This is a genomic window from Curtobacterium sp. Curtsp57 (assembly GCF_047324335.1).
Lineage (GTDB): Bacteria > Actinomycetota > Actinomycetes > Actinomycetales > Microbacteriaceae > Curtobacterium.
In genome coordinates, this window is the sequence record NZ_CP168511.1 from 2312626 (window position 1) to 2326067 (window position 13442).

Annotated in this window: 14 protein-coding genes and 1 tRNA gene; 8 read left to right on the forward strand and 7 right to left on the reverse strand. The window is 65.4% G+C overall.

Going from position 1 to position 13442, the window contains the following annotated elements:
• Positions 1-926: 926 nt before the first annotated feature.
• Positions 927-1571, reverse strand: coding sequence for a hypothetical protein (locus ACEN9V_RS10790; protein WP_413600316.1), 645 nt, complete (start codon positions 1569-1571; stop codon positions 927-929).
• 428 nt (positions 1572-1999) lie between these two features.
• Here ACEN9V_RS10790 and ACEN9V_RS10795 point away from each other — a divergent pair, with 428 nt between their 5' ends.
• Positions 2000-3043 (forward strand): DUF3800 domain-containing protein, encoded by a 1044-nt coding sequence (locus ACEN9V_RS10795; RefSeq protein ID WP_413600317.1) that lies wholly within the window; start codon positions 2000-2002, stop codon positions 3041-3043.
• Between the two features lie 46 nt (positions 3044-3089).
• Here the strand turns inward: ACEN9V_RS10795 and ACEN9V_RS10800 are convergent, their stop codons facing one another.
• Both ACEN9V_RS10800 and ACEN9V_RS10805 read right to left on the reverse strand, forming a co-directional pair.
• Positions 3090-4181, reverse strand: coding sequence for a transcriptional regulator (locus ACEN9V_RS10800; protein ID WP_413600318.1), 1092 nt, complete (start codon positions 4179-4181; stop codon positions 3090-3092).
• Positions 4178-4489 (reverse strand): hypothetical protein, encoded by a 312-nt coding sequence (locus tag ACEN9V_RS10805; RefSeq protein WP_413600319.1) that lies wholly within the window; start codon positions 4487-4489, stop codon positions 4178-4180. The genes ACEN9V_RS10800 and ACEN9V_RS10805 overlap by 4 nt, the downstream gene beginning before the upstream one ends.
• Before the next feature lie 139 nt (positions 4490-4628).
• On the opposite strand from ACEN9V_RS10805, the gene ACEN9V_RS10810 reads away from it, so the two are divergent.
• Both ACEN9V_RS10810 and ACEN9V_RS10815 read left to right on the forward strand, forming a co-directional pair.
• Entirely contained in the window at positions 4629-5066 is a 438-nt protein-coding gene (locus ACEN9V_RS10810) for a hypothetical protein (RefSeq protein WP_413600320.1), read from the forward strand.
• A 394-nt stretch (positions 5067-5460) separates the two neighbouring features.
• Positions 5461-6918: a ThiF family adenylyltransferase gene (locus tag ACEN9V_RS10815; protein WP_413600321.1), complete on the forward strand. Its 1458-nt coding sequence runs from the start codon at positions 5461-5463 to the stop codon at positions 6916-6918.
• 478 nt (positions 6919-7396) lie between these two features.
• Here the strand turns inward: ACEN9V_RS10815 and ACEN9V_RS10820 are convergent.
• Positions 7397-7486: transfer RNA gene (locus tag ACEN9V_RS10820), tRNA-Ser, on the reverse strand.
• Positions 7487-7629: 143 nt separating this feature from the next.
• On the opposite strand from ACEN9V_RS10820, the gene ACEN9V_RS10825 reads away from it, so the two are divergent.
• Together ACEN9V_RS10825 and radA are read left to right on the forward strand one after the other, a co-directional pair.
• Positions 7630-8664 (forward strand): SGNH/GDSL hydrolase family protein, encoded by a 1035-nt coding sequence (locus ACEN9V_RS10825; RefSeq protein ID WP_413600322.1) that lies wholly within the window; start codon positions 7630-7632, stop codon positions 8662-8664.
• A gap of 9 nt (positions 8665-8673) precedes the next feature.
• Entirely contained in the window at positions 8674-10035 is a 1362-nt protein-coding gene (radA, locus tag ACEN9V_RS10830; RefSeq protein ID WP_281266472.1) for a DNA repair protein RadA, read from the forward strand.
• Positions 10036-10181: 146 nt separating this feature from the next.
• Here radA and ACEN9V_RS10835 read toward each other — a convergent pair whose 3' ends face one another.
• Positions 10182-10565, reverse strand: a complete 384-nt coding sequence (locus tag ACEN9V_RS10835; protein WP_281266471.1) for an SseB family protein — start codon at positions 10563-10565, stop codon at positions 10182-10184.
• A gap of 282 nt (positions 10566-10847) precedes the next feature.
• On the opposite strand from ACEN9V_RS10835, the gene ACEN9V_RS10840 reads away from it, so the two are divergent.
• Together ACEN9V_RS10840 and ACEN9V_RS10845 are read left to right on the forward strand one after the other, a co-directional pair.
• The gene (locus tag ACEN9V_RS10840) at positions 10848-11054 is read left to right on the forward strand and encodes a cold-shock protein (protein WP_056126521.1); all 207 of its coding nucleotides are present in this window, start codon (positions 10848-10850) and stop codon (positions 11052-11054) included.
• 116 nt (positions 11055-11170) lie between these two features.
• Positions 11171-11599: a hypothetical protein gene (locus tag ACEN9V_RS10845; RefSeq protein ID WP_413600323.1), complete on the forward strand. Its 429-nt coding sequence runs from the start codon at positions 11171-11173 to the stop codon at positions 11597-11599.
• Positions 11600-11617: 18 nt separating this feature from the next.
• Here ACEN9V_RS10845 and ACEN9V_RS10850 read toward each other — a convergent pair whose 3' ends face one another.
• On the reverse strand, positions 11618-12292 hold the full coding sequence (locus tag ACEN9V_RS10850; protein WP_413600324.1) for a hypothetical protein: 675 nt from the start codon (positions 12290-12292) through the stop codon (positions 11618-11620).
• Positions 12293-12356: 64 nt separating this feature from the next.
• Positions 12357-12899, reverse strand: coding sequence for an amino-acid N-acetyltransferase (locus tag ACEN9V_RS10855; protein WP_281266468.1), 543 nt, complete (start codon positions 12897-12899; stop codon positions 12357-12359).
• 74 nt (positions 12900-12973) lie between these two features.
• Between ACEN9V_RS10855 and ACEN9V_RS10860 the strand changes: the two genes are divergently transcribed.
• Complete coding sequence (locus ACEN9V_RS10860; RefSeq protein ID WP_413600325.1) at positions 12974-13426, forward strand: SRPBCC family protein; 453 nt, start codon at positions 12974-12976, stop codon at positions 13424-13426.
• The last annotated feature ends 16 nt before the right edge of the window (positions 13427-13442 follow it).

Consider the following 13442-nt stretch of genomic DNA (forward strand, 5'->3'; position numbering starts at 1 on the left):
TCCGGACGAGAAAACCCCCGCGTAAACGGGGGTTTTCCCTGACGGTACCGGTGGGGATCTGAACCCATCGCTCTGTGCTCGTACCTGCACGGGCGCGCCCCCAATCGCCGGTTTCATGAGGAAGTTGCCGACGGGTTGAGCCAGTCAAAGCCGTTTCCGGCCAGGTGGTGCGCTGCTGGGGGACGCCCGCCCCCGAGAAAGGCGCGGAGGCGAAGCACCCGCCCCCGATGGGCGTTCGGATAGCCCCCCCCGGCATCGTGACTGTCTGCGGACCAGCTATGTGAGACGGGTGTTGAGAGCTGCGTGCGACCGCGACGGCCCGTATGCCGCAGGACCGTCGATTGAGATCGCTCAGAGAGCAGTCGAGTACCCACGGACGCGACTGATTGTCCCGGCGGATGCGCTCCCGAAGCGTCTCCGGTTTCACCCCAACCTGAAGCGCGCACCATGCGCGCACCACCAGCACGCACTCGCGTTCTACGTTACGCACATCGAGCGCGTCAGGCATGTCGCGGTTCGCGTATTTGATCCCGTTGTAGGTGCTCACCATACACGTGACCCAATCGCCACCGTCGAACGGAAGGACGCCATTAACGTCTGCGAGAATTCGTTTCAGACGATTTCTCAGAATCACCTCCCCAGCCTTTTTCGACTCAGCCCATCACGACGGGACAGCCCGTAGCCAAGGGCCTCGATACCAGGTCCTACTTGAGCGAGCAGCGCGACAGGGGTGACATTGCGCATTTCGATGCTGCTCACAATCGGGTCGATGACCCGCTGTAGACGTGCCCAGATCCCAAACCATCCTCGAATGTCCTTCGGCCCCGAGATCCTCGTAGTTGATGAGGTGATGCCGACGCCGACGCCGAGGTCGAAGGGCGGTCTTCTCCTGGCTCGAGCTGACCTTCCGCCAAAACATGTGCTCGTCACCGTCGCGGTACACGTGCACATCCTCGGGATGCTGCACAGCGTGGACGGCTCGTTCCCCGGCATGCCATCCCGAAACGATGAGACGATCGCGAAGCGCAGTGTGCGCACGAAGGTGGCGGTCTCTCCACTAGGAGGGCCGTCCGGAGCTCGATCAGATCGCTTTCTTCTCGGTGCGCCAGTCGCGCCTCCGGACGCAGGACGATGTCGACCGGCCCCCAACGGCCAAGTTCGACAGTCTCCGACAGTTCGCGGCGGTAGTCGAGCACCTCGGATGAGTCGTACTCCGTCCAGGCACTGGCGCCAATCCAATTGCGGAGGTGAGACACGGTCGTTCGGAGTGCGACCGAAGTGCTGAAGTCGCAGCCCTCGCGTCCACCGAACACCGCGTGCTGCGCACGGATTCGGCTGCCGCCGGGGCCGCCACTCTTGGTGCTGTACCCGTCGTTGCGGCATCCGATGAGCGTGACGGTGCCCTTCACGTCACGGAACAGCAGCAGTCGCGGCACGTCCTTCGGCCCCGGATCTGCTGCCAGAAGCTCGAACACATCGTGCTCTGCTCGGAACCATCGGGGAACGGGCCCAGCATCGGGCGAGGGCCACGTCACTTGTAAGACAATGCCGCCGTCCGCTCGCCCGAGCACGACGTCGCCGGCACAACCTGGCTCGGGTCACCTATCAGCCGCCCGATGCGCCGCTCTCCCGTAGGCAAGGCGTCCGAATCTGAGGCACTCGTAATCTTCCGAAGGTAAGGCTTTGCCGCCAATCCGCCGACCGAAACTTTCACCGCGCCTCGAGTCTATGAGCGATGCTAGGTTACGTGCAGGTGTTGCGCAGCCGCTAGAACGGACGAGGTAGTGCTCGCCGCGAGCAGGCTCAGCGGACCGTTTCGACCGACGCAACATGCGCCCGACCACACAGGCGGCAGCCGGGTCCCTCCATCGAGCGTCGAGGCTATGAGGACCACACCGGGGTCACGCGTCGGGCAGGAACGATTCCGGTCGGCATAGCGAGTGCCGAGCAAGACAGAGAGTCTAACAATCTAGATCCACCGGTAGGAAATTGGCTCAAAATGATGACAAATGCACCGATAGTCGTCGCGTGCGACGAATCCGGTAATGATGGCGAAAATCTGCTGGACGGAAGCTCTCCCATTTTCGCGCATGCGAGCTTAACCCTGTCTGACAGCGACGCCGCAGATATCATGATCGAAGTCCGCGCGCGGACCCGAAGCCAGAGCGCCGAACTGAAGTCGAAGACGATTGTGCAGCCAAAGCATGAAGCCACAGCGAGGTGGTTGCTCCAGCATCCGCTTCTCGAGAGCGGTGCCTCAGTGCATCTTACGCATAAGCGCTACTTCCTCGTGGCGAAACTCTTCGACTCCACAGTCGAGGAAATGGCGCATGCGGAGGGCTATGACATGTACGCGGATGGTTCCGCGCTGTCCGCGGCTAACATTCTGCATTTCCTAGCCCCGTCTGCCTACGCTGAGAAGTGGGACGAGATACTGCTCGCCTTTCAAAACTTCTTACGTGCAAAAACCGCCGGGGAGGCGACCTTTACCTTGGAGAGGTTGGATGCCGCCTTTGTGAAAGCGTTGTTTATCGAAACACCCATGCGAGACTTCATCGAATTGGCATATGCCGGCATCTCCCACTTGGGCTCCTTGTCTGCCTTGCAACTTGGACACGGCATCGACCACCGGCTGCGCACCCTCGATCCGCTCATCCCAGCGGTAGGAGCGACCGTCAGACTGTGGGCGAAGGCGTCGGGCAAGCCGGTGGAAATCCTGCACGATGCAGCGAAGGAGCTATCGCCTGAGCGCATCGCCGCAATTCGAGACGACCTCGCGAAGCCCGAACGTGTCTCACCCCGGGAGGCTGGTACTGGGGTTGAACTCACGAGTGTCGTGCTCGTCGACTCTCAACACGACGAGCGCGTCCAGGTGGCTGACCTCGTCGCTGGGATCGCTCGCGTCGTTGCTCAGCGAGTTGCAGCGGGTGAAGATCATCCGCTCTTCGACGAAATCAAACCCCTAATCAGCCAGGACAGCATCTGGCCCAACGAGGCTCTGATGAACCCGGAAGAAGCACGCAGGGTAGCTACGCGCTCCTGACGAGAAGCACACGAATCGATCGTGAGCGCCGTCCCCGCAACTCAGCTCAGCCATTCCATCGCTGCAGTTGATCGTCCACGTTGGGCGCACCACGAACGAGCGCGGTGCGCCAATCAAGGACTCCGCGCTTCTGCAGCTGTCCAACAAGGACGATTGGATGCACTTTGTAGCTCGTGGCGACCTGATCCACCCATCCGACCCGTATACGCATCGGGATGGGTGGCAACGCCGTTGGAAGCACCCACGCAACCGCCGCGGAGTCAGCGTCCGCTTCGACGCCGAGAGTAGGTGGTCCGTCGTGATGTTCGTCGAGAATTATCGGGCGGTCGTCAAGATGCCCGAGCAGAATGTGCGCCACCTCGTGAAGGAGCGCAAACAGGACCTTATCGAGCCGTTTCCCGCGCCCTGACAAGGCGATAGCGGGCTGGCCAGATGTGCCAACAATGAACGAGCATCCATCAATCTTGCTCGAGGGCAGGGCCTCCACATAGACCAGCGCGACCCCGGACTCGGCAAAAAGATCTGGAAGCTCCGCAAATGCCCCCGGTGTTCGAGCAACGCGGGGAAGCTCGCGCGCCAAGCGGTCAAGAGCGGCGCGGGAGTATGGGCCGGTCTGCTTGATCTCCGCTGCGCGCTGTGCAAGGGCAACCCAAGCTTGTTGCGTGCTAGAAAGCGGCTCGTCAAGATTTGAGCGCTTCGCAGCAAGCACCAGTTGAGGTTCGTCCCAGATGGAGTCGATGTCATAGAGCTGCTCGACCGCTTTAACCTGCGCTTGTAACGGAGCAGCCGGGATGGTGCCGCGACGAACGAGCAGGGCGATGGGAGCGAGTTCGCGCAAGCGTTTCCGCAGACGGACATCATCGAGTTTATTGCTCACCGCCTGATCCCGTTCCTGCAACCACAGCAAATAACTGTCTTGCAGATTCAGCCAAAACTGCGGAGTCGAATCGAAGGCTACGGCGAATTGAGCGGCGGACTCGCGCGTGAGCTCCTTCTTTCCGGCAATAATCTCGGATACGAACTGGACCGGTCGCCCGATGATCTCGGCGAAATCAGCCTGACTCCACCCGCGCGACGCGAGCTCTACGGCGAGAGTGTCCCCGACGGACTCTCGTTCTACCAGGGCTGCAGCACTCACCGTGACGTCTCCTTTCGTCGCACAACACATCCTTCTAAGTCGACCAGGACGGGCCACCCCTTCTGTTGCTGGATCACTCCGAGCTGAAGGATGACCTCACCGAGGTCGACGATGAACCCCGCCCCATCGGGCGCACGCGCGGCGCCGATCGAGCGCAGCTTCAGCAGATCGTCGATCGAGTGCGCCGCATCCAAGCGATGCACCCGACGCCGATACTCCGTCAGCGTCGCCGCCGACCAGCCCACTGGGCAAAAGTCCCGCTCCTCGGCGGCCCGCTGGAGGGCGGTGTCGCTGAACACGACCGTCATCGCCGCTCCCTACGCATGTCAGCAGACTACCACGAGACGACACGTTAGCCATGAATCACCCTAGGGGTGTTATGCTCGTAACGACCACTTCGCCGGAGTGGTCCGCAGTCACAACACAGCTCGTTCCTTGGAGGAACTCATGTCGCACTCCGACGCCCCCGTCCTGCACTTCACCGTCAACAACAGGCCGTTCACGACGACCGACTCCGACCGCGAGGGCGCAGCACTGCTGCGCCTTGCGGCGCTCGACCCCCAGGTCTTCGACCTGTTCTTGATCACCGAACACGGCATCGAGGAACCCGTCGGCGACATGCAGATCATCAACCTCGTCGACGACGTCACCTTTCGTGCTCGACGGAAGGTTCGCTTCACCATCGATGGTGACGCTCACAACACCTACGACGACGACCAGACCGCAGCGGATCTACTGCGTCTCGCCGGCGTCGACCCCGCTGGCTACGACCTGGCCCGAATCCGCCCCAACGGCGAAAGCCACACCGAGCAGGACGGCAAGCTGCTCGAACTCCACGACGGTGACGAGTTCGTCACCGTCAAGCAGGTCGGCGGCGTCGCGTGAGCGCGCCCAACACCACGACGGAGCCCACTCGGCAGTTCATCGCAGACATGACTGCTGAGGGGGCCCCGGCCCACCTCGACGGCGCTCGGATCCTGTTCGACGTCCAAGCATTCGACGGCCCGTACCGAGGTCAGACACTCACCACCGGGGTCAGTGTCTCCGAAGTTCAGAGCTGGCCGATGCTGCCGCCTCACTGGATTCACCTGCCAGAAACCGTGATCTTCGCGGAGACGAATGCGGACACCACCGACTGCCCACCCGGTTGGCGGCGACACTCTCGCGAGTTCACGCTGACCAACATGACAATCCCGCCAGCTCGGGCATGGCTACAGCATGTCCGCGGCGTCCTCAGCATCGCGGTGGCGGTAGCAGCATGACTCGATACTCGGTAGCAGTGCCCGCAGCGATTGCACACGCCATGCAGGAACATCTGATCCGTGCTGACGGGCAGGAAGATGTCCTGATCGCCACCTACCGGCTCTCGACCGGGCTGAGTCGGACTACGGCGCTCATTCAGACCGTAATCCTCCCCGAGCCGGGAGAACGGCTTGTCCACGGCTCAGCGTCGTTCACGAGCGGCTACGTCCTCCGTGCAGCAAACCAGGCGCAGTCACTCGGGCACGGGTTGGTGCTCCTGCACTCCCATCCGGGCGGACGAAACTGGCAGGGTCTCAGCCGTCCCGATCACGACACCGAGTCGGGATACCTGCGCATCGCCGAAGCAGTGACAAAGCAGCCCCTCGTCGGGATGACCCTCGGTGGCGTCAACGACGCGTGGTCAGCACGATTCTGGTTTGCCGCGGAACGACCGACATGGGCGGAATCCGTCCGTGTGGTCGGTTCCAAGCTCCAGCTGACCTGGAACGATGAGCTCCGGCCCGCTCCAACAATCACCCGGAAGCAGACGCGCACGGTGTCCTCATGGGGAGCAACCGCCCAGGCGTCGATCGGACGACTCCGCGTGCTCGTCGTCGGCGCGGGCAGTGTGGGACTCGACGTCGCGCAACGCCTCTCCGCGACGGGACTCGCCGACGTCGGCGTCATGGACTTCGACGCCGTTGAAGCGGTCAACCTTGACCGGATGATTGGCGCCACCCGCCTGGACGCAGCCCTCGCCCGCGGCAAGGCAGCCGTCGCCGCCCGACTGATGCGCTCCGCCAGCACCGCGGCACGCTTCACTGCGCACGTGCACGAAGAGAGCATCACCGACCCAGTCGGCGTTGCTACCGCGCTGGACTACGACGTCATCGTCTCCTGTGTTGACGGGCCCTGGGCGCGAGCGGTTCTCAACGCGCTGTCCTACACCGACCTCATCCCCGTCATCGACGGGGGGATCGCGATCGAGACGTTCCCCGATGGTCGGATGCGCGGCGCGAGCTGGCGCTCGCACACCCTCGCACCTGGGCAACCTTGCATGCTCTGCACTCGGCAGCTGGACGTCAACGAGATCACGCTCGACAAACAAGGACTGCTCGACAAGGCGGAGTATATCGCTGCAGCAGGTCGCGCCGAGCCCTCTCACCAGAACGTAGCAACGCTCTCAGCGAGTGTCAGCGCCGCGCTGCTCGCCCAGTTCGTCAGCCTCGTCGCTCAGCCTGCGCAGCGCGGAACACCGGGGCCGTTGCGGTACACCCTTTCCACCCACACGCTCGAGCATCTCACCGACCGCAGCGCCGAAGGCTGCCGATGGGAGAACCCACCTAGAGTTGGCGATGATCGCGTCGCTATCGCGGAACACCGCGACGAGTGGCGGCACATCGTCACTGCGCGTCAACGTGGCCACCGCCCTTTCCGCCTGCGCATGCTAGCGGCGCTCGAGGGGTTTCTGCAGCAGCGAATCGGCCGGCTCTGAACTGCGAGTTGACAAACCGTCGATTAAACCGGGTAGCGGCGCATGGATGTGCATCGTCGAGGCTTAGTGGATAGATCCATTCCACATATCGGGTTGGCTCCGATGGCCGATCATCAACTGAGACCCTACGCAGCGATGTTCTGGGGCCCACCCCAGCACGACAGTCGCGGCTGGCTGTGCGCCTGTGGCTCGAGGCCCCCGGCCTCTGCCACACATCTGTGCGCTGATCTCGAGCGTCAGCGGCGCAACGCAGCGGCGAGCCCCGTTTGTGGAGACTGACGTGGAGGCCTGCACTCTGCGGCGCTCGAGGAACAGGCGAGTGGGCCTGGCATGCCGGATTCAACGCACTTTGGCTCACCCGCTGCCAAGTAGCAGGCAGGCAGGCAGGCACGGAGTCGTGCGCTCACGAGAGTGCACCAGAGATGCACCTTGGCGGCTCCTCAAAAAAGAAAACCCCCGCGTGAACGGGGGTTTTCTGTGGCGGTACCGGTGGGATTTGAACCCACGGTGGAGTTGCCCCCACACATGTTTTCGAGACATGATCCTTCGGCCGCTCGGACACGGTACCGGGTAAGAGTTTACACGATCCGGGAGGCCCCTCGCGACACCGCGGATCGGCCCACCCTCCACAGGTGGTCACGTCCAGGGCACCTCCCACAACCACAGATCCCGCTCTGATCCGTCATGGACAGCGGGCGTACCGTCAGCGGCATGAAGTCCCGCACACTCATCGCACTGATCTCCTCGATCGCCGGCGGCCTCGCGGTCGCCGGCGGCGCGGCATTCGGCGCCCGGGCCGGCGTCAAGGGACAGCGCGCGGCAGCCCAACGCGTGGTCGAGATGCTCCCCACACACGCGGACTGGTGGCGCGAACGGCTCCACCACGAAGGACAGATCACGTACCTGGCGATCGGCGACTCCGCGGCGCAGGGCGTCGGGGCGACGGTCCCGTCCCGTGGCTACGTCGGCCTCCTCGCCAGGCGGATCAAGCATCGGTCGCGCAGCACCGTCCGCGTGGTGAACCTCAGTATCTCCGGCGCGACCACTTGGGGCGCCAAGAAGCAGCAGCTCCCCGAACTCCGTACGTTCACTCCCGACATCTGCACGGTGTCGATCGGCGCGAACGACATCGCCGACTTCAACCCCGACAAGTTCGAGCGGAACCTCCGCGAGATCTACGCCGCGGTGCCGTCGCACGCGATCGTCGCGGAGCTGCCGTGCATGTTCGTCCCCGACCGCGAGCGCAAGGTCGCCGTGGCGAACGAGATCGTGCACCGGGTCGCGGACGAGCTCGGGCTGACGGTGGCGCCGCTGCACGCGATCACGAAGCGGGTCGGGCTGCGCCGGACCTTCTTCAACACGTACGGGGACCTGTTCCACCCGAACGACCGCGGGTACGAGATCTGGGCGAGCGCCTTCGAGCCGGCGATCGACGCCAGGGTCGACACCGTCGCGGCGATCCGGCACTACTTGTCGGTGCGGGAGGCCGAGGACCTGGGGCGAGAAGCCGGCGCGGTCGCGAACGCGCGCGCGGAGCAGGACACCGGCGGGGCGGACGATCTGGACCACGCGCACCGGCCGGGCCGCATCGACCGCCTCCGGCAGCGCATGACCGGGTCCGTCCCGTTGCCCGGCGAGTACGCCGGCGGCGCGCACGACGAGCGCGGCGACAACGACGCACCGGACGCACCGGACGCCTCGGACGCACCGGGCCTCCGCCCGGGGGATGTCGGCGGCGCGGCCTAACCTCGTTCCATGGCCCGCCCTCAGTCTTCCTACCGCTGCTCCGAGTGCGGCTGGACCACCATCAAGTGGGTCGGGCGCTGCGGCGAATGCCAGTCGTGGGGCACCGTCGAGGACACCACCGCCACGACGGCCAGCGTCCGCGGCACGAGCGCGGTCGCCGTGACGGGCACCCGTGTCGCGCAGCCCATCACGCAGGCTCGGGTCGGCGCAGTGCCACGCTGGCGGTCCGGCATCGGCGAGTTCGACCGTGTCCTCGGCGGCGGGATCGTCCCCGGTGCCGCGGTCCTGCTGAGCGGCGAGCCGGGCGTGGGGAAGTCGACGCTCTTGCTCGAGGTCGCCTCGCGCGCTGCCGCGTCCGGCAAGCGGGTGCTCTACGTCAGCGCGGAAGAGTCCGTCGACCAGGTCCGGCTCCGTGCCGAGCGCACCGGGGCGATGCACGACGACCTGTACCTCGCGAGCGAAGTCGACCTCGGCGTCATCCTCGGGCAGATCGACCAGGTCCAGCCGGACCTGCTCATCGCCGACTCCGTGCAGACGATCTCCTCCGCCACGGTCGACGGCATCGCGGGTGGCACGTCCCAGGTCCGAGAGGTCGCATCGACCCTCATCCGCGAAGCCAAGCAGCGCAACCTGCCCGTGCTGATCGTCGGCCACGTGACGAAGGACGGATCGATCGCCGGTCCGCGGCTGCTCGAACACCTCGTCGACGTCGTCTGCCACTTCGAGGGCGACCGTCAGACCGCGCTCCGGTTCGTCCGTGCACTGAAGAACCGCTTCGGCCCGACCGACGAGGTCGGTTGCTTCGACATGGCGGGCGACGGCATCCACGAGGTCCCCGATCCCAGCGGACTGTTCATGTCCCGCAACGGCGCCCCCGTCTCCGGCACGTGCATCACCGTCGCGATGGAAGGCCGCCGCGCCCTGCCGGTCGAGGTCCAGGCACTGGTCGTACCGAGTTCCGCTCCGCAGCCCAGGCGCGTCGTGAACGGCGTCGACTCCTCACGCGTGGCGATGCTGCTCGCGGTGCTCGAACGCCGTGCGGGCATCAAGCTCTCCGATGCCGACGTCTACGTCTCCACCGTCGGCGGGATGAAGCTCACCGAGCCCGGCGCCGACCTGGCGATCGTCCTCGCCCTGGCCAGTGCCGCTCGCGATCGTCCGTACCCGCACACGCTCGCGGCCATCGGCGAGATCAGCCTCGCTGGCGAGATCCGACCGGCGACCGGAGCCAAGCAGCGCGCGAACGAAGCGAAGCGTCTCGGCTTCACGACCGTCCTCGGCGCGGACGCAGAGCACCTGCGCGAAGCACTCCGCGTCGCGTTCTCCCTGACGAAGTCGGTGCGCGAACGCGAGCTCGACGCAGCGTTCTGAACCACGGCCTTGGAGCGTCACCGCGCTGACCGGACCAGCGCACCCGGGGTGAGCCGAGCCTCCTGTGTGGAGTGGGCGCAACGCGTCTTCAGCACCCGGCCACGCGGGGCTGTCCGCTGAGCGCACTCCCGCCGAGATGAGGACGGTCAGGCGCGAAGGGCATCCAACAGATCAGCGGGGTCCGCCTGCATCGTGTTCGGGCCGGCGATGTCGAAGAAGACGCCCTCGAGCGAGTCGAGGTGCGCGGCGAGGAACTCCTCCAGCCGAGCCGCGTCGTAGACCATGACCTGCCGGATCTTCTCGTCCGGCACCATCGCCGTGTACGCGTCGGCCGACGAGAACAGCAGCAGGATGCGCTTTTCCGACCCCTCACGCCCGAAGACGCGGACCTGCATGTCCTTCTTGCCCGTGACGAGCCGGGGCACGATCACGATGTCGTTCCGCAGCGCGAACGCCACCGCCGCCACGTCCTGCTTCGCGAGGGCTTCCTCGAGCTGTTCGCTCCGGAAGCGCTGTTCCTTGTCTGCCATCACCATCAAGTTCATCAGATTTCGCCCCGAGGAGGCGAACTGTCTGGTCGTGGGGCCAAAGACCCTGTAGGTTGAGGGAACCGCTTCTGCGGCGCCCAACGTCCGGGCGGGGTGGTGACACTCCCCCGACCGGACTGCACAGGGTCACTGGCTCAGGCCTGACCCCGAACCCGTCCCGCCGGCACCTGCCCGCGTGGCGCATCATCCTCGTCGACATACGACGAGGCTCCGTCTGCGTGTCATACCGCGATGGAAAGCAAGAACAGTTAAGGAAACGCCATCATGGCAACTGGAACCGTCAAGTGGTTTAACAACGAAAAGGGCTTCGGGTTCATCGCCCCGGACGACAACAGCGCGGACGTCTTCGCGCACTTCTCGGCGATCTCGGGCAGCGGCTACCGCGGTCTCGAAGAGAACCAGAAGGTGGAGTTCGAGATCACTGAGGGCCGCAAGGGCCCGCAGGCGGAGAACATCACCGTCATCGGCTGAACCCCAGGGGAACGCTGACCGTCATCCGGTCGGCTGACCCCGAACACGACCGCGGTCGGACTCGATCGAGCCTTCGTCATGACGAAGTTCGATCGGCCGGCCGCGATCGTGTTTGTATGACGAAAACCCGGACAACAGCAGCCATCTCCGCCGCCGCCCTCGTCGCGATCGCCATGACGGGGTGTGCGCAGATCCAGCAGCAGGTCGGCGACGCATGGTCCGTCACCTACGAGGTCACCGTCGACTCTCCGGACGCGACTCCGCTCCACGACGTCAGCTACGTCGGCGCCGAGAGCCGTGGCGACGGCCCCGAGACCCACACCGCCGGGTCGACGTCGACCAAGGCGACCGAGGGCGAGAACACCAGTTGGACGCACGACTCGATCGTGCTCGCTGAGGACGACGCATCCGTGCGGGCCACTCCCCCGGCCGACCGGACGGCGAGCTGCCGGATCCTGCTCGACGGCAAGAAGGTCATCGCCGAGGAGCGAGGCGGCGTCGGTCAGATCGTGCGCTGCAAGGCGACGACCCCGAAGTTCGACTGACGCCCGGGCCGGTCCGCCTCAGTTCAGGATGAACTGCGCCGAGTCCTTCGCCGTGATGTTCCCCACCGCGACCTGCAGGTGGTAGCTCGCTCCCCCACCGGTCACCGACGGGCGAGACGCATCACACGTCGAGGTCGACGACCGCGTCCGATCCCACGCGATCGCCGGCGTGGTCAGGGTCTGCCCCGCCTTGATCGTGACGTCCTGGTTCGTCCCACCGGTCTGACAGTCCTTTGACGACCAGTACTGCTCCTCGCCGGAGCTGATCGTGAGGACCTGCTGCGACGACCCGAGGTCCATGTGGCAGGAGTTCGACCCGGTGTTCTCGATCGACATCGCGATCTTCGGGTCCTCGGTGGGCCCGTACGCGCTCTTGTCGAGGACGGGCTTGAGCGTGATCTGGTCCTTCGAGCACGTCGACCCGTCGGCGGCCGAAGCAGGCGCCGACGCGGACGCGGACGCTGACGGCGACGACGCACTGGCAGACGACGAAGACGAAGACGACGACGATGCGGCAGGAGACGAAGACGGCGACGCCGACGGGGCAGCGGCGGACGACGCCCCGTTCCCGCGCCCCACGACGATGAGCACGATGACGACCACGATGAGCAGGATCACTCCGGCCACGGTCGCACGGCGGCGCCAGTAGACGCCCGGCTTCTGCGGGCCGACGGGGTGACGGAACGAGGACATGCGCACAGGGTAGACAACGCCCGGCACGGCGCGGCGGAACCCCGCCGATGAGGACCCGAAAGCGTCAGAGGATCTTCAGCATGCGGGTGTTGCCGAGGGTGTTCGGCTTGACCCTGGCGAGGTCGAGGAACTCCGCCACGCCCTCGTCGGACGACCGCACGAGTTCGGCGTAGACATCCGGAGACACGACGCTCTCGCCGATCTCGAGGTACCCGTGCTTCGTGAAGAAGTCGACCTCGAACGTCAGGCAGAAGATCCGCGCGACGCCCAGCTCACGGGCGTCGTGCTCGAGCGCTTCGAGCATCCGGTGCCCGACGCGCTTGTGGATCCAGTCCGCGTCGAGGGCGAGCGTGCGCACCTCGGCGATGTCGTCCCAGAACACCGCGAGCGCTCCGCAGCCGATCGGCACACCGTCGGGACCCTCGGCGATCCGGAACTGCTGGATCGAGCCGTAGAGCGCGACGTTCTCCTTGCCGAGCAGGATGCGCCGGTCGACGTAGGGGGCGATGAGGCGCTGGATGTGCGGCACGTCCGACGCCAGCGCCGGTCGCACGAGGATGCCGTGGTCGTCCCGTTCGTGGAAGGCGTGCTTCCCGTGCTCAGTCATCTCCCCAACCATAGTGCTCACGGGGTACGGGCTCCCTGGGCCGTGCACATGCGCCGCCGCCTACCGTCCAGGACATGCCCCAGATCATCGAGACCATCGACGTCAACGTCCCCGTCAGCGCTGCCTACGGGCAGTGGACCCGCTTCGAGGAGTTCCCCGAGTTCCTCAGCGAGGTGGAGAAGATCGTCCAGGTCGACGACACCACCACCGACTGGACCGTGAAGGTCGCGGGCCAGGAGCGCGAGTTCCGCGCCAAGATCACCGAGCAGCACCCCGACGAGCGGGTCGCCTGGGCGGTCAAGGACGGCGAGACCGACCACGCCGGCGTCGTCACGTTCCACAAGCTGTCCGACACCGAGACGCGCGTGACCGCGCAGATCGACTGGCAGCCCTCCGGCTTCCTGGAGAAGCTCGGCTCCGCGGTCGGCGTCGGCGGCCACGCCGTCAAGAAGGACCTCGAGAACTACAAGGAGCGCGTCGAGTCCGCGCCGACCGACGCCGGATGGCGCGGTGACGTCCAGGCCTGAGCCTGACCACGACGAA